The organism is Brevibacillus sp. (assembly GCF_003521185.1).
GTDB classification, from domain to species: domain Bacteria; phylum Bacillota; class Bacilli; order Brevibacillales; family Brevibacillaceae; genus Brevibacillus; species Brevibacillus parabrevis.
This window is the reverse complement of sequence record NZ_DOTK01000046.1, coordinates 23,446-42,672: the sequence shown is the minus strand read 5'-3', so window position 1 is coordinate 42,672 and position 19,227 is coordinate 23,446. Positions and strand designations below refer to the sequence as shown.

The following is a 19,227-nucleotide window of genomic DNA, read 5'->3' as shown; positions in this document are numbered from 1 at the left end:
AGTCGCCCCCTCCTACTCGATTAGCGCGAATACACATGCGCATGCAAACGTCCTTCGGCAAAAGAATTTCTATGCTATAATGATCACGGGTGAAGATAATGAGCGAAAAATCAATCAGGGAACGAATTATTGATACGGCCATGCGCCTGTTTGAAGCACATGGCTACCACCGGGTCACCGTCGACCAGATCGTCAAAGAAAGCGGCACCTCCAAGGGAGGCTTTTACCACAACTTCAAGTCCAAGGATGAACTGCTCTACATCATTCACGACCAGTTCATTACGTACGTGCTGGAAAAAGCGGAAGAAGCGTACGAGAAGTGGGATACGCCAACCGAGCGCCTGCAAGCAATCGTCAAATCGTTTGTGATGATGATCGATCTGTACCGCTCGCAGGTCACGATCTTTTATCAGGAAAGCCTGTTTTTGACCCCGGAGTATTTCACTGATATTGAAACGAAGCGGGACCGCTACAAGCAAATCATGTTTACCGTCATTTCCGACGGGATCAAATCGGGCGAGTTCCGGCCGGAGCTGCCTGTGCCAATCGTCTCTATGGCGATTTTCGGCATGGTCAACTGGATTTACAAATGGTATCAAAAAACAGGGACGTATTCGATCGAGCAGATTGCGGACATTTACGCCGACATGGTTCTGCATTCCGTCCTGAAGCCAGAAGCGATGAAAAATCCGGACTTCAACCGCTTTTTCCTGGCTTCGCCCGAAGCGCCGTTCAAATTGTTGTAAACGAATATGGATCAGGCGACTACTCGTCATTGCTAAAAATGGGAGCAGAGGCATAGTCGCTTCACGGTCCGGTCAGCGATGTATCATTCAGACTGACTGGTTGGTCTGTACGACGATTCAGACATTTGCTATAATGTTTAAAAGACCAACTGGTCGGTCTTGCGCATTCATCACAGACCAACCAGTCGGTTCGTTGGCAAATCAGCCACAATGAGTCGGGACATGGGAGGAATACGTATGTTTTCGATCTATGAACTGAGAGAACTGGTCAAGCTGCTGGAGCAGACAGACATAGAGTCTATCGATGTCAGCGATGACGAATCCCGTTTGCGCATCAAACGCCGGACTGCCGGGCAAACAGCAAGCGTTGCTGCCGTGACTGCGTCGACGTTGCCAGCGGTCACTGCGCCGACGTTGCCAGCGGTCACTGCCAAGCCAGCTTCATCCGTCGTCAACCTGCCGCAAAAAGCAGGAACTCAACCGCTCCAAACAGAACCTGTAGCAACAAAGCGGCAGGAGGCAACAGCTCATCCCGCAGAAAAGACGGAAAACTTGCATAAAATCACCTCCCCGATGGTCGGGACCTTTTACGCGGCTTCTGCCGAGGATGCGCCACCGTATGTAGCGGTACACGATCGCGTGGAGCCGTCCAGCATTGTCTGTATCGTGGAAGCCATGAAGCTGTTCAACGAGATTGAAGCAGAGGTCAAAGGGGAAATCGTTTCGATACTGGTACAAAACGGCCAACTGGTTGACCACGGCCAGCCGCTGTTTTTGGTGAAGCTTGCCGAGTAGAATCGGCGAATGAGGGGAGGTCTGGATCGTGAATAAAGATACACTGTTTACGCAATTTCCTGTGCCGACGTACGAGCAATGGCGGGAGGCGGCCGAAAAATCGTTGAAGGGAGCTGCCTTCGATGCCAAGCTGTTGACCAAAACACAGGAAGGAATTATCCGCCAGCCGATCTATCGGGCGGAAGATGTCGCAACATTGCCACGACGAGGGGTGCCAGGCGAGGCTCCTTTTGTCAGGGGAACGAGAAGTCCGCTGGATCAGCAGGCTGGGCGCTGGGAGGTCTGCCAGGAAATGGCGGCCCCGGACGCGAAATCGTTTCATGAAGCGGCATTGACAGATTTGGCTCGCGGGCAAACGGCGCTGCACATCGTATTTGATCGCGCTGTGCGCGCAGGGCTTGATCCAGATGAAGCACTGCCGGAAGACATCGGTAAAGACGGCTTGTCCATTTTTGCGCTGGAAGAACTGGGGGAAGCTTTGCGCGGACTGAATTTGGAAGAGCTGCCTTTGTTCGTGCAGTCGGGAGCATTAGGCTTGCCAGTCTTTTCCCTGCTGTTCGCTCATATGAAGGCGAGCGGCCACAGTCCGGCAAACTTGCGGGGATGCATCGGGCAAGACCCGCTGACGCCGTTGCTCGTGGAAGGACAGCTTCCGCACTCGCTTGACACTGCTTTTGCCGCGATGGCGAAAATGACGAGTTGGGCCAGTCAGCATGCGCCCAAGCTCAAAACGATTCTCGTTCAGGGCAATCCGTATTGCGAGAGCGGCGGTCATGCTGTGGCCGAGCTGGCTTTTTCGCTGGCAACGGGCGTCGAGTATATTCAGGCGATGCTTGACCGCGGCCTTTCGATTGAAGAAGTGGCGGGCCGGATGCAGTTTTCTTTTGCGGTCGGTTCCGATGTGTTCATGGAAATTGCCAAGCTTCGGGCCGTGAAAATGCTGTGGGCGAATATTGTGGACGCGTACGGCGGTTCGGTCGAGGCGCAAAAAATAGCGATTCACGCCCGCACAGCGGCTTGGACGAAAACGGTCTGCGACCCGTACGTCAACATGCTGCGCGCAACTACGGAAGCGTTTTCTGCGATTGTTGGCGGCGTCGACAGCTTGCATGTATCTGCTTTTGACGAAGCGATTCGTCCAGCCAACGAGTTTTCCCGCCGGATCGCACGCAATACACAAATCATTTTGGAACAGGAGGCGCACCTGGCAAAAGTCGCTGACCCTGCTGGCGGCTCCTGGTATGTCGAGTGGCTCACGGACGAATTGGCGAAAAAGGCGTGGGAGCTGTTTGTGCAAGTAGAGGAGCAGGGCGGCTTGCTTCGTGCTTTGGAGTCCGGCTTCGTGCAAGAAACGATTGCCCAGACAGCGGCCCGCAAGCAAAAAGACATCCAAGAGCGCAAAAGCCGCATCGTCGGCACCAACATGTATCCGAATCCTGCGGAGCAGCTGCTCACGCGTCCAGCCAACCCAGCGCTTCACAAGCAGCGAGTCGCGGAATTGCGCGCATACCGCAGCCAAAAAAATCCGGCTGATGCCGCAGAAGCTTTGGAAAAGCTGGCGCAACATACGGCTGATTGGGTGGAAGCGGCGGCAAAAGCAGCGCTTGACGGCGCGACCGTAGGCGATATTGCCAAGGCGCTGACCGCAGGCAAGCAAGCGTCGACGGTGATTGCTCCGCTTCGCGTTCACCGGGCGGCTGAAGCTTTCGAAACATTGCGCAAGCAAGCGGAAGCGTACGCAGGGAAAACAGGGCAGCGGCCATCCGTGTTTCTGGCGGCGCTTGGCCCTGTCGCCAAGCATAAGGCGCGAGCGGACTTTGCCGCAGAGTTTTTTGCCGTCGGCGGTTTTGCAGCGCTGCGAACAGCAGCGTACAGCTCGGCAGCAGAGGCGGCACAAGCGGCAATCGCATCGGGAGCGCGGATTACCGTCATTTGCTCCGACGATGCAAGCTATCCCGAGCTGGTGCCGCCACTCGCCCAGGCGATCAAGCAGGCGGCTCCGGATATGACCGTGCTTTTGGCTGGATTGCCGGATGCCGAGCAGCTGGCGCAGTACAAAGCGGCTGGAGTGGATGATTGCATTCATCTGCGCTCCAATTGCTATCAGATGCTGCGAGAACTTCAGGAGCGGACAGGAGTGAGCTCACGATGAAGAGACCTGATTTTTCCAAAATGCCGTATTCGTCCAGGCGGGACATCTCCGACTTGTTTCCGGCGGAGGCTTTTGCCGGGGCAAAGGCGTTTGAGTTTGCGGAGCAGCAGTTGTGGCAGACGATGGAGCAAATCCCCGTCAAGCCTGTTTATACAAAAGAAGATGTGCAAGACATGACGCATCTGGGCTACATGCCGGGCCTGCCTCCTTATTTCCGCGGCCCGTATCCGACGATGTACGTCACCCAGCCTTGGACCGTGCGCCAGTATGCCGGATTTTCCACGGCAGAGGAGAGCAACGCCTTTTATCGCCGCAACCTGGCTGCCGGACAAAAAGGGCTGTCGATTGCCTTTGACCTCGCCACGCACCGCGGATACGATTCCGACCACCCGCGCGTAGTCGGGGATGTCGGCAAGGCGGGAGTGGCTGTAGACTCGATTCTCGACATGAAAATTTTGTTCGACGGGATTCCGCTGGATAAAATGTCTGTTTCCATGACGATGAACGGAGCGGTATTGCCGATCATGGCCTTTTACATCGTGGCGGCGGAGGAGCAGGGCGTATCGCAGGCTGAGCTGACCGGGACGATTCAAAACGACATTTTGAAAGAATACATGGTGCGCAATACGTACATTTACCCGCCAGAGGCGTCGATGAAAATTATTTCCGACATCTTCGCCTACACCTCGAAGCACATGCCCAAGTTCAACAGCATCAGTATTTCCGGCTACCATCTGCAAGAAGCAGGCGCGACAGCGGACATCGAGCTGGCGTATACGCTCGCGGACGGTTTGGAATACGTGCGAACGGGGCTTGCGGCTGGCATCGACATTGACGCTTTCGCACCGCGCCTGTCGTTTTTCTGGGCGATTGGCATGAACTACTTCATGGAGGTAGCGAAAATGCGGGCGGCACGCCTGATTTGGGCGAGCCTGATCAAGCAGTTCAACCCGAAAAACGAAAAGTCGATGGCGTTGCGCACGCACTCGCAAACATCCGGCTGGAGCCTGACCGAGCAAGACCCGTACAACAACGTCGTGCGGACGTGCGTGGAAGCGATGGCGGCGGCGCTCGGACATACGCAGTCGCTGCATACGAATGCGCTCGATGAGGCGATTGCGCTTCCGACCGACTTTTCCGCGCGAATCGCCCGCAACACACAGTTGTTTTTGCAGGACGAAACCCAGATTACGAAGGTCGTGGACCCGTGGGCAGGCTCGTACTACGTCGAGTCGCTGACAGCGCAGCTCGTGGAAAAAGCGTGGGCGCACATCGAGGAGATCGAAGCTTTGGGCGGCATGGCGAAAGCGATTGAGACGGGATTGCCCAAAATGAAAATCGAGGAAGCGGCAGCCAGACGCCAGGCGCATATCGATTCGGCGAAAGAAGCTATCATCGGTGTGAACAAGTACCGTCTGGACAAGGAAGACCCGCTGGAAATTCTCGAAGTCGACAACACAGCGGTACGCGAAGCGCAAATCCGCCGATTGCAAGAGCTTCGCGAAAATCGAGACGAGGCGCGGGTGCAGGCGGCACTGTCTGCTATCACCGAGTGTGCGCGAACGGGCGAAGGCAATTTGCTGGCGCTGGCGATTGAAGCGGCGCGGGCAAGGGCGTCGCTCGGCGAAATCTCGGATGCGTATGAAAAGGTGGTCGGACGGCACAAAGCGGTGATCCGCTCGATCAGCGGCGTCTACAGTGCAGAGTACGCCGATGCGGATGAAGTGGCAGCGGTGCGCAAAATGGCGGATGAATTTGAGCAGTGGGAAGGGCGGCGTCCGCGCATCATGATCGCCAAGATGGGCCAGGACGGGCACGACCGGGGAGCAAAAGTCATCGCGACCGCTTTTGCCGACCTGGGCTTTGATGTCGATATCGGGCCGTTGTTCCAGACACCGGAGGAAACGGCAAAACAAGCGGTGGAAAACGACGTGCATGTGATCGGCTTCAGCTCGCTCGCTGCCGGACACAAGACATTGCTGCCGCAACTCGTGGAGGAGCTGAAAAAGTTGGGCCGCGAAGATATCGTCGTCGTCATCGGCGGGGTCATTCCGCCGCAGGATTACGCCTTTTTGCGCGAGCATGGCGCTGCCGCCATCTTCGGTCCGGGAACCGTCATTCCGGTAGCAGCCCAGCACGTTTTGCAGGAAATCGTACATCGACTGGAGGCTGCCGGCCTATGAGCGGCGGTGGAGACGGCAAAACATCCCTGAACTTTTCTTCCAAAGTCCGCCTCCCGCGCCTTTCTGTCGAGCAGTACGTCGAGGGCGTGCGGGCAAACAACCGGACCGTGCTCGCCCAGGCCATCACGCTGGTCGAGAGCAATTCCGCCGCCCATATGGACATGGCGCAGGAAGTGATCCGCCAGCTTTTGCCCCACACCGGGCAATCGATTCGCATCGGGGTGTCGGGAGTGCCGGGAGCAGGCAAAAGCACGTTTATCGAGGCATTTGGCACGATGCTGTGCGAAAAAGGCCATCGGGTGGCTGTGCTTGCGGTCGATCCGAGCAGTACCGTCACGCGCGGGAGCATTCTCGGCGACAAGACGCGGATGGAGCTGCTCTCGCGCAACCCGAACGCGTTCATCCGCCCGTCCGCTACCGGAGGGACGCTGGGCGGGGTCAACCGGAAGACGCGGGAAACGATGCTGATTTGCGAAGCGGCTGGCTACGATGTCATTTTGGTCGAGACGGTTGGCGTCGGACAGAGCGAGACGACCGTCCGATCGATGGTCGATTTCTTCCTGCTGTTGATGCTGACCGGAGCTGGCGACGAGCTGCAAGGGATCAAAAAGGGGATCATGGAAATTGCCGACGCGCTGTTGATCAACAAAGCGGACGGGGAGAACCGCACGCGGGCTTTGATTGCCAAAGGCGAGTACAACCGGGTGCTGCACTACTTGCAGCCGGCTACGTCCGGCTGGGAGACGAAAGCGTACATGTGCTCGGCGGTGACCGGAGAAGGCATCGCGGACATATGGGAGGTCGTTGGCGCATTTCGCCATGTGACGGGACTATCGGGCAGCTTCGAGGCCCGGCGCAAGGCGCAACTGCTCGACTGGATGCACAGCATGGCCCAAGACTACTTGCGCACTACGTTTTTTGGCAATCCGCAAGTAGCCAAGATGCTCCCGGCCATCGAGCAATCCGTGACGAGCGGACAATTGTCGCCGACGAGCGCGGTACAACAGCTTGTAGCCATTTTCGAAAAAGCGATCATGAAATAGAGAGAGGAAGAAGGTCGGACGATGAGCGACATGCACAAAAAAATCGATGACTTGATGGAGCGAAAATTCAAAATCGAGCTGGGCGGCGGTGACGCCCGGATTGATGCCCAGCATAACCGCGGCAAGCTGACTGCCCGCGAGCGGATCGAGCTGTTGCTCGACCCGGATACGTTCATGGAGTTGAATCCGTTCGTCGAGCACAGAGCGACGCATTTCGGACTGGATCAGATGGAAGCGCCGGGCGAAGGCGTCGTAACCGGATACGGCAAAATTAACGGTCGCCCTGTTTACTTGTTCGCGCAGGACTTCACTGTATTTGGCGGTGCGCTCGGCGAGATGCACGCCATGAAGATCGCCAAAGTCATGGATTTGGCTGCGAAAAACGGCGCTCCGTTCATCGGATTGAACGACTCCGGCGGCGCACGCATTCAGGAAGGCGTCAGTTCCCTGGACGGATACGGCACGATTTTTTACCGCAATGCGATCTACTCCGGGGTGATCCCGCAAATCTCGGTTATTTTGGGGCCTTGCGCGGGCGGAGCGGTCTACTCTCCGGCCATTACCGACTTCGTGTTCATGGTCGAAAAGACGAGCCAAATGTTCATCACCGGACCAAAAGTGATCGAGACAGTAACAGGCGAGAAAATTTCCGCGGAAGACTTGGGCGGCGCGCGCGTCCACTCCACGGTCAGTGGCAATGCCCACTTTACGGCCGAATCCGAGCAAGAGGTGCTGGAATCAGTGCGCAGGCTGCTCAGCTTCCTGCCGCAAAACAACCGCGACCGCGCTCCTGTCCTCGAAGCTGCGGGCGGCGAAGAATGGCAGGAAGAGCTGCTGGAGCTGGTTCCGGCCGAGAGCACGAAAGTGTATGACGTTCGCAAAGTGATCGAAAAAATCGTGGATCAGGGCGACTTCATGGAAGTGCAGCCGAATTTTGCTCGCAACATCGTCATCGGACTGGCGCGGATCGACGGACACAGTGTCGGGATCATCGCCAACCAGCCGAAAGTAATGGCGGGCGGACTCGACATTCATTCTTCCGACAAGCTGGCCAGGTTCATCCGCTTCTGCGATTGCTTCAACATCCCGCTGTTGACCTTTGAGGATGTCTCCGGCTTTTTCCCGGGGATCAACCAGGAGCACGGAGGAATCATCCGCCACGGGGCGAAGATTTTGTATGCGTACTCGGAAGCGACCGTGCCGAAAATTACCGTCATTTTGCGCAAAGCGTACGGCGGCGCATACGTGGCGCTCAATTCCAAGTCGATTGGCGCAGATATCGTCTACGCCTGGCCAAATGCGGAAATTGCCGTCATGGGCCCAGAAGGTGCTGCGAACGTCATTTTCGCAAAAGAAATCGAGAGCAGCGAAAATCCGGCGGCAACCCGCGCGGAAAAAATCGCGCTCTACCGCGAGAAATTCGCCAATCCGTACGTGGCGGCAAGCCTCGGCATGGTCGACGACGTCATCGACCCGCGGGAAACCCGGATGAAGGTCGCCCAGGCGTTGGAGATGCTCAGAAACAAGCAGGAAGACCGTCCGTACAAAAAGCATGGGAACATCCCATTGTAAGAGGGGAGCATCTTGCATGAAGCTGCATGAACTGCGTGAATTGATCAAGCTGGTCAACCAGTCGTCCATCGAGGAGCTGGAATGGGAAAAGGGCAAAGAGCGAATCGTCATCAAAAAAAGCGAGCCTGCGGCAGTGAGCGCGACGCCGTTTCCGGTTCAGACAGACGAGGTGGATCAAGGCTACCAGCAAGCCGCCGCTACAATTGAAACAGCGACACTTGCCGTCGAGAAGGAGCAGGAAACTCCCGCGCCGGAAAAAACACCTCAGCTCGTCCTGTCCACGTCAGTCGGACTGTTTTACGCCCAGGTGAAGGTCGGGCAGACGATCAAGGCAGATGATGTGATCGGCCGCTGCACGGTCGACGCTTTGCAACTGTCCTCCGACATCGTTTCCACAGCGAATGGGGTTGTGGCCGAAATGTTGGTGCAGGATGGTCAATTGGTCGATTACGGAAAACCGTTGCTTGTTGTCAAGCCACAGTAAGAAGGAGCGTTCCTATGTTCAGGAAAGTATTGGTTGCCAATCGCGGCGAAATCGCCGTGCGCATTATTCGAGCGTGCCAGGAGTTGGGAATCGCTACGGTAGCGATCTACTCGGAAGCTGACCGCGAAGCGCTGCATGTCGAGCTGGCAGATGAAGCTTACTGCATCGGGCCGAAAGAGTCCAGGGAGAGCTATTTGAACATGCCCCGCATCATGACGGTCGCTTTGCTCACAGGGGTGGATGCGATTCATCCCGGCTACGGCTTTTTGGCGGAAAACGCTTCGTTTGCCCAGCTTTGCCAAGATTGCTCCATCACGTTCATCGGGCCAGATCCCGAAGCGATTACGAAAATGGGCGACAAAGCCGTCGCGAAAGCAACGATGAGTGCTGCCAATGTTCCGCTCGTTCCGGGAACAGACGGATTGATCGACGACATCGAGGAAGCAGTGCAAGTGGCCGGGGAAATCGGCTACCCTGTGATCGTCAAAGCTACGGCGGGGGGAGGCGGTCGCGGCATGCGCGTCGCTTATGACGCCGAGGAACTGGAAAAAGCGATTCGCCAGGCGCAAAAAGAAGCGGAAACCGCTTTTGGCAACGCGGGCGTGTATTTGGAAAAGTACGTCGAGGAGCCGCGTCACGTAGAGATTCAGGTCATGGGCGACAAGCATGGGAATGTCGTCCACCTCGGCGAACGGGATTGCTCGATTCAGCGCCGCCATCAAAAGCTGGTGGAGGAAGCGCCATCGCCAGCGCTGGATCAGGAATTGCGCGAGCGGATGGGGCAAGCTGCCGTGGCAGCGGCAAAAGCTGTTTCTTACCACGGAGCAGGTACGGTGGAATTTTTGCTCGATCGTCACGGGCAGTTTTACTTCATGGAAATGAACACGCGCATTCAGGTAGAGCATCCGGTCACCGAAATGATTACCGGGATCGACCTGATCAAAGAGCAAATCTCCGTCGCCGCGGGCAATCCGCTGTCTTTTACCCAGGATGAGGTGAAGATCAACGGCTGGGCCATCGAATGCCGGATCAACGCGGAAAATCCTGCAAAAAACTTCATGCCGTCGCCGGGAAAAGTGACCAATTACTTGCCTCCAGGCGGCTACGGCGTGCGCGTGGACAGCGCTGTTTATCCGGGCTATGACATCTCGCCTTTTTACGATTCGATGGTCGCCAAGCTGATTGTGTGGGGTGGCAGCCGCGAGGAAGCGCTGGCCCGCATGAAGCGCGCCTTGCGCGAATTTGTGATCGAAGGCGTGCACACGACAGTACCGTTTCACGAAAAATTGCTGGAGCATCCGGATTTTGTCTCCGGCCAATTCGCTACCAACTTTTTGGAGAAAAATCCGCTCGATCTGAAAGAAAGCGAGCCTGTTTCCGGCAAGTAAAGCGTGAGGATGGTTGCTTGCTGGCAATGGGAAACGTACTCTAGTGGCGGTCAAGCCTGCTTGCGGTTGAATGGTGTTAGCAGATATGGTAAGATGAGGTTACTTTGATGACTGGAGTTGAAGCCGATGTAGGAAGCTTTCTTGCTAGTAAAGGAAAACGATTGCGATGGATTTCGCATGTTTATTTCCTTATACGCAAGAAAGTTACGACATCTGTTCACTCAAACGGTATATGCAATCTGACTCCTTGCTGGGGTTTGGTTTGTTATATGTATTTGAGCTGCGAGAGAGTAACTTTCTTGCAGCTCTTTTTGATTTTTTCCAAGGAGGACGATTGTATGTCGACCATCAAAGTGACGAATTTGACTTTTGCCTACGACGGCAGTTTTGATCACATTTTTGAAAATGTCAGCTTCCAGATTGATACGGACTGGAAGCTCGGCTTTACCGGACGAAACGGAAGGGGAAAGACGACGTTTCTCCAGCTGTTGCTCGGTCGCCACGAGTACAGCGGAACGATCTCTTCCCAGGTGACGTTTGAATATTTTCCGTACCTGATTGAAAACAAGCAGCAAAACACAGCGGATGTCATTAGCGAAGTAATCCCTGACTATATGGAGTGGGAGCTTTTGCGCGAGTTCTCTTATTTGCAAATCGACGAGGAAGTTTTGTATCGGCCGTTTGCTACGCTGTCCAACGGCGAACAGACCAAGGTGCTTCTCGCCGCCTTGTTTTTGAAGGAAAACAGCTTCCTGCTCATTGACGAGCCGACGAACCATCTGGACATGGAAGGCAGGAAGCTGGTCAGCGACTATTTGCAGACCAAGCACGGCTTTATTCTCGTGTCTCATGACCGCGCCTTCCTCGACAATTGCGTCGACCATATTTTGTCGATCAACAAAACCAACATCGAGATTCAAAAAGGCAACTTCTCGACCTGGTGGGAAAACAAGCAGCGCCAGGATCACTTTGAGCTGGCTGAAAACGAGCGGCTGAAAAAAGACATCAAACGCCTGTCCGAGTCCGCGAAGCGCACCAGCGGCTGGTCGCATGAGGTGGAAAAAACGAAAAACGGTACGACCAATTCCGGCTCCAAAGTCGACAAAGGCTATATTGGTCACAAGGCAGCGAAAATGATGAAGCGCTCCAAATCGATCGAGCAAAGGCAGCATTCGGCTATCGAAGACAAGGCGAAGCTGCTGAAAAATGTGGAGCAGAGCGAAGCACTGAAAATCTCTCCGCTGACGTATCATAAAGATCGCCTGATCGAACTGGAAGATGTGGCGATTTTCTACGGAGATAAGCAGGTGACGGGCAGCGTTCGTTTTTCTATTTCACAAGGCGAGCGAATTGCTCTGTCCGGGAAAAATGGTTCGGGGAAATCGAGCATTCTCAAGCTGATTTGCGGCGAGGACGTGAGCTACACGGGAACGTTTCGCCAAGGAAGCCAGTTGAAAATCTCTTACGTCTCCCAGGATACGTCGCATTTGCAGGGCAGCTTGACGGCCTATGCGAAAAGCAACGACATAGACGAAAGCTTGTTCAAAGCCATTTTGCGCAAGCTGGATTTTTCCCGGACGCAATTCGAAAAAGACATGGCTTCGTTCAGCGGCGGGCAAAAGAAAAAGGTGCTGATCGCGAAAAGTCTTTCCGAGCGGGCGCATTTGTACGTTTGGGATGAGCCGTTGAACTTTATCGATGTGCTGTCGCGCATGCAGTTGGAGGAGCTGCTTTTGGAGCATGCGCCGACGATTTTGTTTGTCGAGCATGACCGGGAGTTTTGCCAAAACATCGCGACGAAAGTGGTTGAGCTGTGACGTGTCAGGCGTGCCCGTTTTGTCGGCTATCTCTTTGATTCGCCGCGCGTTCTTGTCCTGTTTTGCCACTCGTGGACATACGGTGTAGGGAGGGACATATACGTAGAGGTGGTATCATGAGCGCCGTTTGGCAAATATTTGCGTTCGTACTGATCGGGTACGTCTGGTTTACCGGCTTGGTTTGGCGAAGGAGGGCGCACATCCAGCCGATGCACGGAATGGTGAGCGCGATGGCTGTCGCCATGCTGGTGGGCTTGTTGACAGGTCTGCTTTTCGGTCTGCTGTTCCAGGGGAATCTGTCCCGCTCCACGCTGTGGGGGATGACTTGCGGCGCTTTTGCCGGATTCGTCTTCGGCTTGCGCTTGTCCGTGCTGACGATTGTGGAAGGGACGCTATCCGGGTTGATGGCTGGCATGATGGGCGCGATGCTCGGCGAGATGATGACGCTGGAGCAGGCAGAGCCGCTGTTGTTTTTCTTGGCGATGCTGTATACGGCGTGTCTGTTGCTGATGGAGCGATGGCATGGAGTGGAGCAAGCGAATAAAGCAAGCGTCTTTGGCAAACTAAGGCATCCGGTGGTCAGCGCGCTCCTGCTCATTATCGTTTTCGCCTGGTTTCAGTCGCTGACATTTGCGCTGCCGGTTGCAGGCGAGCGGTCGCAGGAGCAGATGCATCATGAAAACAGCCCGTAGTCTGTAACGGGCGAGAAAAGTCAGGAGGAGTACATGGCTTTACCGAAAAAAGGAACGCGGAGCATAACGGTTCAGCAAAAAACGTACCGCTGGGTCGTCAGCTCAGCGGGGCAAGGAATGCTTGTCGTGACGATTCAGAGCGCCGGGGAGGCCGGGCAGCTGATCCGGGTGTACATGAAGGCGGACGTGCCCGTAATGTCTGCGGCGACGGAGCAGGCAGGCGATTCGCCGCTTGCACAGGAGCGGCGAGCGATCAAGCCTTCCGATGTGGAGGCGATCATCGCCGAAGCCGTGCAGCAAGGGTGGGAGCCGGAGAAGAAAGGGACGCCGCTCAGTTTTGAGTGGCGGGGGGATGTGCTTTTTTCAAAAGGCAAGTAGGTAGTAGCGTCTTGGAAGTGGAGATAGCTTCTTGTGCACGGAGACAGCTTCTTGTGCACGGAGACAGCTTCTTGTGCACGGAAATAGCTTCTTGTACACGAAGGCAGCCTCTTGTGCACGAAGACAGCTTCTTGCACACACAATATTGGCGAGCCATAAGGTGATAGAAACGAACAGCGGTCAACAAGGAGGAATGACAGCAGCATACTCCAGGTTGACCGCTGTTTTTTTATGGAGCAGTGATTGTATACGTTGAAGAGTGCAGGCGTCGCTTTACGGATTGCGGGCAGCTGCAAATCGTTTTTTGTTTACCATAATAACATTCTGTAGACAGCGACTGCTCATTTGTCGGTCAAGCTGTCGAGAGGTTGCGGCATCAGCACAGCCAGATCATTTTTTGCCGAACGGACAGGCGGAGCACCGTTACTAAACGGTTTTTCTCCTGATTCAGATTCCGATTTTTCCACCTTTCCCCAATCGAAGCAATGGCGAAAGGGGCATACGCTGCACCTTTCGTGAGATAGCTGCCAAATAAATGCTATAATATGGACAAATTGTATCTTCCAGGGGGGAGTATGTTGCAACAGCTTTTTAACGAGATGATCAAGCAGGACGTGAAGCCGTTCCTTGCGCAGCATGGCTTTGTCAAGAAAAGTTTGAATTTCTACAAAATAACAGACAATCTCATTTACATGCTCAACTTCCAAAAATCCGCTGGCAATTCAGCTGATCATCTCATGTTTTATGTGAACTGCGGCATTTATTCGGCGGAGCTGGCGCAGATCCAAGCGAAGGACGTTTTGACTGAGCCGAAAGAAGCAGATTGTCATTTCAGGGCAAGAATCAGGGAAATTGCCGAGGTGGCTCCAGACCGCTTTGCCATCACTGCTGATACGAAAATGGATGACGTACGCAAAACGCTGTTAAGTGGACTGCAACAAGTTGTTCAATTCTATCGTACGATGACCAGTGCCAGGTCCATCGTGGATTATTACACGTCAGGCCCGTTTTTGCATTTGGGCGAAGAGAGCTTTCATTTGCTGTTGCAAACGAATGATGTAGCAGCGGCCAAACAGTATTTGCAGGCGTTGCAGGAAAAGCATGGGGCAGAACAGCGATGGACGATATTTGAAAAGCAATATGAGGCGATATTTAAACAGTATGGAGTGGAGTTTACGAAGCTGTAGGGGGAACCTTTTAGTTTTAGGAGGTGAACCTTGCGGGGAACGGTAGCTGACTGAAGTGCAGAACGATAGCAAAAGGAAGCAAAGTCATGAGCCATAACCGAAAAGACAGAGAAGCCTCCACATCAAATGGAGGCTCTTTGCACTTTGCTTATTACGCGTTAACGAGCAGTAACCGCTTTTAGTATTTGCAACATAAAGTTAACCATAATTCTATTCTGTAAAACTAAAAATCACCCAACAAATCAGGCAAGCTGTCGAGATGCTTAGCGAGCCAGATCATTTCTTTGGCAAAACGGGCGGGCGGGGCACTGTGCCGATCCATGTCTGCCGTAATCCACCAAACGCTTTCCAAGTACCACAACAGCTGGATTCCAGTCGTCAAATAGCCATGTTCCACTGGGCGCACTTCCTTGTAGCCGGATAGGAATGCCCGCGCAAGCGCCGGGTCAAGCTGCTCGTCCAGCGCGCAAGACAGGATCGCTCTCGCCACATCGAGCTGTGGGTAGTCGTATTTCATCCGGTCAAAGTCGAGCACGGCGGTGACGCGATCCGCAGCGAACAGCAAGTTGTCCACCCATAAATCGCGGTGAGCCCATCCGCTGTGCAAAGCTTCGAAAGGCGACAGCTCAAGCTTTTCCGTCGCGATGATTTGCTGTTCTACGAATCCTTGCAGCTCGGTTTTCCCCGCATGCTGCACATTTTGCCAAACAGAGTGCCAATGGGCCAGTCGCTGTGCCCGCTCCGGGGGAACGAACTGCGGCTGTTTCCGGCCTGCAATCGCAATCGATCCATCGTTCAGCAAACGGTGCATCTGCCCGGTCACCCGGCCCAGATCGTACATCTGCGCCTGTGAAGCTTTCCCCGGCGACACCAACTGCCCCTCGCAAAATTCCATGACCAGAAAGCGCTCTCCGTGAGCGGATTCCAGCAAAAATCGTCCGTCATGAGCGAACAGCAGCGGGCAGGGCAGGCCCGCGGCATGCAGTCTCGCTTGCTCGGAAAAAGCGACAGCCAAATCAGTCGGATCGTATAAAGCAAACCTTTTTTGGTTGTATTGCTTCAACAAATACGTGCCTTCCTCTGTCCGAATGTGCCATTTCAAATTGAGCCAGCCCCGGTTGATCGGTGTGGCTTCCCGGATGTGCAAGCCGAAATAGCGCTGAACCGCTGCTGTCAGGTCAGCCAAAATCGCTTCTGCGGCAGCGGGCGAGCGGGAATGGTTGTTCATGGAGCGCCTCCCGTCCTTGGATGAACTCCATACGATTTCGTTTGAGGAGGCGCAAATCCTTTTTATGAGCGGGCGATCTCGTCCAGAAATACTTGTACTTCCCGCTGAAACCCGTCTGGATCAGACGAATGAATATCGTGCCCGCACTCGGCAAACACGGCAAGCCGGGTGTTCGCTCTGCGTTCGGCCATCAGCTTGGCATGTGCTTCGTCCATCACAAAGCTGTGTTTGCCGTGAATGAGCAGAGCGGGGCATGCAGAGGCCAGCCAATCTGTCCACCATTCGCCGTTGCAATGCTCCTGCGAGATGCGCATGCCAGACAGATCAGAGCGAAAAGCGCAGCCGTGCTCGTCCTCCAACACGCTTTCCGCAAAATAATCCACGGCGCGCACGCCAACTTGCCGCAGCGATTGTTTCAGTTCTTCGAGGGAAGCGGAGCGTTGCGGCAGGCGCTCGACAAAGGACAGGTCAACATGGATTTCGGTTCCGATATCTTCCACGATCAGCGCTTTTACATACGCCGGGTAACGCGCAGCGAATTGATAAGCATTGAGGCCGCCAAGAGAATGGCCGAGCAAGGCGATTTGCTGCCCGCCAAGTTCGTTTTGGACGAAAGCGAGAATGTCCTGCACGTAGGCGTTGCGGGAGTAGTCTTTTTCCGGCGAATGCTCACTCCAGCCATGGCCGCGCTGATCCAGGCTAATGACGCGCCAGCCGCTCAGTTTGCTGGCAAATTCCGCAAACACACGCCCATCATTCATGTGACCGTGCAAGCAAAGCAGCACGTTGGGGCTGTCGCCGCCAAAGTCGAGATAAGAGAGACGCAAGTTTTGCGATGAAAAGTATTTGCGGGTTGCTGCTTGGTGTTGTGTGGTCAAGGCATATTCCTCCTTATGGTGTGCCCAAAAGAGCACCTGACTGGACTTTATCTTGACGATAACAGATAATCATGACAAAAGCTGTCATAGATAAAAAGGACGAAACCGATATGGCGAAAACACAAAGACTGCTGGAACTATTAATGACGGTCAACCGGAAACGCAAATTTACCGTCGGCGAGCTGGCGCAAGAATTTGGCGTGTCGCAGCGAACGATTTTGCGAGATTTGCAGGAATTATCCGAGTGGGGCGTGCCGCTTTATTCCGAAGTAGGGCCGCACGGCGGCTACCGCGTCCTGAAAGAGCGAATTTTGCCGCCTATCGCCTTTTCCGAGGAAGAAGCCGTCGCCATCTTTTTTGCGATCCAATCGCTTCGCCATTACTCCGCCTTGCCTTTTGCAGCGGAAGCGGCGTCGGCCACGAGCAAGTTTTACGCTTACATGCCGCCAGATGTCCGCGAGCGGATCGACGAGATGAGACACCGCGTTGATTTTGTCACACCGAAAAGGCAGGCAGATTCTCCGCACTTGTCGATTCTTTTGGATGCAGCCGTGAACCAAAAGGTGCTCGCGATCGCATACGAATCCCGGGAAAAACAAACCAATCGTCGCATTCAGCCAATCGGGATTTACACGCAAAATGGCCTGTGGTACTGTCCAGCCTATTGTTTTCAAACTGGCAGCTATTGCGTCTTTCGCTGCGACCGGATTCAAGCGGCTGTCGAGTGCGCAGAGGCAGAACCGCTTGATTTGTGGGATATTCATTTGGACAATCGGGAGTCCAGACTTGCGGGAGAAGAAAAGAACAGCATCGCGATCCGTGCGGAACTGACAAGGGTGGGAGTGCAAAAGTGCGAAGCGGAGCGTTGGTCTGCCTCGATGCTGACGATTCGCCCGGATGGAACAGGATCGCTTTCGGGCCAGATTGCAGAGAGCGACCGCGATTTTTTCGCCGCCTTTTTCATCGGCCTGGGGCGGGAAGCGACGGTTACTCATTCACCGGAGCTTTTGGCAAGCATGAGAAGCTATTTGGCGGAGCTTTCTGGCAAATATCCATAACGAGGGGAAGGGGGCGCAGAGATGACGGGCACAAATGCGGAAGACCGGGAAAGCGATTTGCCAAAAGAGCTGGCGAAGCCTGCGAAAAGAGCGCTTGCGAACGCAGGCTACCATCAGTTGAAACAGTTGACGGCAGTGAGCGAGGCAGATGTGCGCAAGCTGCACGGGATGGGGCCAAAAGCACTTGAACAGCTCAGACGTGCGCTCGCTGACAAAGGAATGTCGTTTAGCGAGACTCGTCCATGATGTCGGCGTTACGCCGGGAAAAGAATATGTACTAGCGCAAAAGCCGCTTGCCTGCCATTCTGGTCTGATGAGGGTGTCGGTGGCGGCCCGAGATTCCGGTTTCGTCTTTGGAAATCAGTCTGTTTCCTGTGGGCCGCCCTGTACGACTAGGAAGGAGCCTTCACTTTCTTGCTGCGCCCCTGCCAGACGCGGTAGAGAAGATAGGCAAGACCGAGAAAGCCAGCGTAACACAACAGCGTCCAGAACGAGCGCTGGGCATTATGAAACAGCTGGTCGCCCAAAAAGGCGAACACCAGCATGGTCGGGATTTTTCCGATGGCGGTAGCCAGCGCAAAGGACAAAATCGGGATGGCACTGATTCCCGCATATATATTGATCACCGGAGAGGGAATGATCGGGATGAGTCGGGCGAACAGCACGGCGATGAAGGCGTTTTGCTCAAATGCACGCGTAAACAGAGCCAACCGGGGAGATTTCGTCAAATAATCGCGCCCGGCTTTCTGGTAGCCGTAGCGTATGAACAGAAAAAACAGGAACGCCGAGCCGACAGAGCCTGTCCAGTTGATCAGCGTGCCCCAAAATGGCCCGAATTTGGCTCCCATCATGCCTGCGAAAATCCCAAACGGAATAACGGGAAACAAGCCGAGAAAAACGGCAGCCAAAAACATGAACGGCAACAGGTCGGGCGAATCGCTGGAGAGCCAGTTCAGCAAAACGTCTCTGTATACAAAGCCGATGGCAAAAATGAGCGCATACAGGAACAAGAGCAGCCACTTTTTCATGATGATCCCCTTTCCTCGCTCCCGTGCACTTGAAAGAAAGCGCATGGTAATCAACAACATTATAGCCAGCGACCCGATTTTTACACCTTGTCCGTGTGGAAGCATACGCATGGCCTGTGCCTGGATCGACAGCACACCCGAAAAATGGGCGGTCGTGGATGGAACGAATACCTAGTGTCCCCACATAAATGTAGAGTAGCTACATGCAGTGGCGGAGGTGATTGGTAATGAATGAGTTCAAAAAAGAGCTGAAGAAACTGAAAGCTTCTGAATTTAAGGCGGATCGAGTGACCCCCTGGGATAAAAACAGTGAGAAAGAAACGATGCTGGTGCGCGGCCGATGCGGTCATGGGCGATGTGGAGGCTGCGGCGGTTGCGGTCGATGTGGTGGTTGTGCAAGGTGCAACTGCTCTTGCAGTTGTTCGTGCAGCTGTTCATGCAGTTGCTTCGGTACGTGTTTCTTCCCGTGCTTTTTTCCGTGTACGTCGTGTGCGCGTTGCGTTTAGCCGGGGAATCTCATCCTGGCAGCGGCAACAACACAACCAAAGCTCCGGTTTGGCTTGCGCCAGGCTGGGGCTTTTTTAGCGTGCTCCCGGCA

The 19,227-nt window shown here is 54.6% G+C and carries 18 protein-coding genes; 15 read left to right on the top strand and 3 right to left on the bottom strand.

The window, feature by feature from the left end; all coding sequences use genetic code 11:
* The first annotated feature begins 98 nt into the window (after positions 1–98).
* The 12 genes from DEP07_RS14440 to DEP07_RS14385 all read left to right on the top strand — a co-directional run bounded on the left by DEP07_RS14440 (position 99) and on the right by DEP07_RS14385 (position 14,437).
* Positions 99–746, top strand: a complete 648-nt coding sequence (locus tag DEP07_RS14440; RefSeq protein WP_167470249.1) for a TetR/AcrR family transcriptional regulator — start codon at positions 99–101, stop codon at positions 744–746.
* A gap of 237 nt (positions 747–983) precedes the next feature.
* Complete coding sequence (gene accB, locus DEP07_RS14435) at positions 984–1,541, top strand: acetyl-CoA carboxylase biotin carboxyl carrier protein (protein WP_217021810.1); 558 nt, start codon at positions 984–986, stop codon at positions 1,539–1,541.
* Between the two features lie 28 nt (positions 1,542–1,569).
* Positions 1,570–3,693 (top strand): methylmalonyl-CoA mutase family protein, encoded by a 2,124-nt coding sequence (locus DEP07_RS14430; protein ID WP_287102644.1) that lies wholly within the window; start codon positions 1,570–1,572, stop codon positions 3,691–3,693.
* The gene (gene scpA, locus DEP07_RS14425; RefSeq protein ID WP_173595915.1) at positions 3,690–5,876 is read left to right on the top strand and encodes a methylmalonyl-CoA mutase; all 2,187 of its coding nucleotides are present in this window, start codon (positions 3,690–3,692) and stop codon (positions 5,874–5,876) included. The genes DEP07_RS14430 and scpA overlap by 4 nt, the downstream gene beginning before the upstream one ends.
* A complete protein-coding gene (meaB, locus tag DEP07_RS14420) occupies positions 5,873–6,919 on the top strand; it encodes a methylmalonyl Co-A mutase-associated GTPase MeaB (protein ID WP_122963374.1) in 1,047 nt (348 codons plus the stop codon). The genes scpA and meaB overlap by 4 nt, the downstream gene beginning before the upstream one ends.
* Before the next feature lie 21 nt (positions 6,920–6,940).
* The gene (locus DEP07_RS14415; RefSeq protein ID WP_217021813.1) at positions 6,941–8,491 is read left to right on the top strand and encodes an acyl-CoA carboxylase subunit beta; all 1,551 of its coding nucleotides are present in this window, start codon (positions 6,941–6,943) and stop codon (positions 8,489–8,491) included.
* Between the two features lie 16 nt (positions 8,492–8,507).
* Complete coding sequence (locus tag DEP07_RS14410) at positions 8,508–8,975, top strand: acetyl-CoA carboxylase biotin carboxyl carrier protein (RefSeq protein WP_242771564.1); 468 nt, start codon at positions 8,508–8,510, stop codon at positions 8,973–8,975.
* Positions 8,976–8,989: 14 nt separating this feature from the next.
* Positions 8,990–10,363: an acetyl-CoA carboxylase biotin carboxylase subunit gene (gene accC / locus DEP07_RS14405; protein WP_173595917.1), complete on the top strand. Its 1,374-nt coding sequence runs from the start codon at positions 8,990–8,992 to the stop codon at positions 10,361–10,363.
* Positions 10,364–10,701: 338 nt separating this feature from the next.
* On the top strand, positions 10,702–12,180 hold the full coding sequence (locus tag DEP07_RS14400; protein ID WP_122963370.1) for an Lsa family ABC-F type ribosomal protection protein: 1,479 nt from the start codon (positions 10,702–10,704) through the stop codon (positions 12,178–12,180).
* 116 nt (positions 12,181–12,296) lie between these two features.
* On the top strand, positions 12,297–12,872 hold the full coding sequence (locus DEP07_RS14395) for a hypothetical protein (RefSeq protein WP_287102643.1): 576 nt from the start codon (positions 12,297–12,299) through the stop codon (positions 12,870–12,872).
* A 33-nt stretch (positions 12,873–12,905) separates the two neighbouring features.
* Positions 12,906–13,250 carry a hypothetical protein gene (locus DEP07_RS14390; RefSeq protein ID WP_122963368.1) on the top strand — a complete coding sequence of 115 codons (345 nt, stop codon included), beginning with the start codon at positions 12,906–12,908 and terminating at the stop codon, positions 13,248–13,250.
* Between the two features lie 575 nt (positions 13,251–13,825).
* On the top strand, positions 13,826–14,437 hold the full coding sequence (locus DEP07_RS14385) for a DUF4304 domain-containing protein (protein ID WP_122963367.1): 612 nt from the start codon (positions 13,826–13,828) through the stop codon (positions 14,435–14,437).
* A 223-nt stretch (positions 14,438–14,660) separates the two neighbouring features.
* Here the strand turns inward: DEP07_RS14385 and DEP07_RS14380 are convergent, their stop codons facing one another.
* Both DEP07_RS14380 and DEP07_RS14375 read right to left on the bottom strand, forming a co-directional pair.
* Positions 14,661–15,665, bottom strand: a complete 1,005-nt coding sequence (locus DEP07_RS14380) for a phosphotransferase (RefSeq protein WP_287102642.1) — start codon at positions 15,663–15,665, stop codon at positions 14,661–14,663.
* 62 nt (positions 15,666–15,727) lie between these two features.
* Entirely contained in the window at positions 15,728–16,543 is an 816-nt protein-coding gene (locus tag DEP07_RS14375; protein ID WP_242771559.1) for an alpha/beta fold hydrolase, read from the bottom strand.
* Between the two features lie 110 nt (positions 16,544–16,653).
* Here DEP07_RS14375 and DEP07_RS14370 point away from each other — a divergent pair, with 110 nt between their 5' ends.
* A complete protein-coding gene (locus DEP07_RS14370) occupies positions 16,654–17,601 on the top strand; it encodes a helix-turn-helix transcriptional regulator (protein ID WP_287102641.1) in 948 nt (315 codons plus the stop codon).
* A gap of 21 nt (positions 17,602–17,622) precedes the next feature.
* Positions 17,623–17,847 carry a DNA-binding protein gene (locus DEP07_RS14365; RefSeq protein WP_173595924.1) on the top strand — a complete coding sequence of 75 codons (225 nt, stop codon included), beginning with the start codon at positions 17,623–17,625 and terminating at the stop codon, positions 17,845–17,847.
* 146 nt (positions 17,848–17,993) lie between these two features.
* Here the strand turns inward: DEP07_RS14365 and DEP07_RS14360 are convergent, their stop codons facing one another.
* Entirely contained in the window at positions 17,994–18,629 is a 636-nt protein-coding gene (locus DEP07_RS14360) for a TVP38/TMEM64 family protein (RefSeq protein WP_167470248.1), read from the bottom strand.
* A 227-nt stretch (positions 18,630–18,856) separates the two neighbouring features.
* Here DEP07_RS14360 and DEP07_RS14355 point away from each other — a divergent pair, with 227 nt between their 5' ends.
* On the top strand, positions 18,857–19,135 hold the full coding sequence (locus DEP07_RS14355; RefSeq protein ID WP_122963360.1) for a heterocycloanthracin/sonorensin family bacteriocin: 279 nt from the start codon (positions 18,857–18,859) through the stop codon (positions 19,133–19,135).
* Positions 19,136–19,227: the final 92 nt, after the last annotated feature.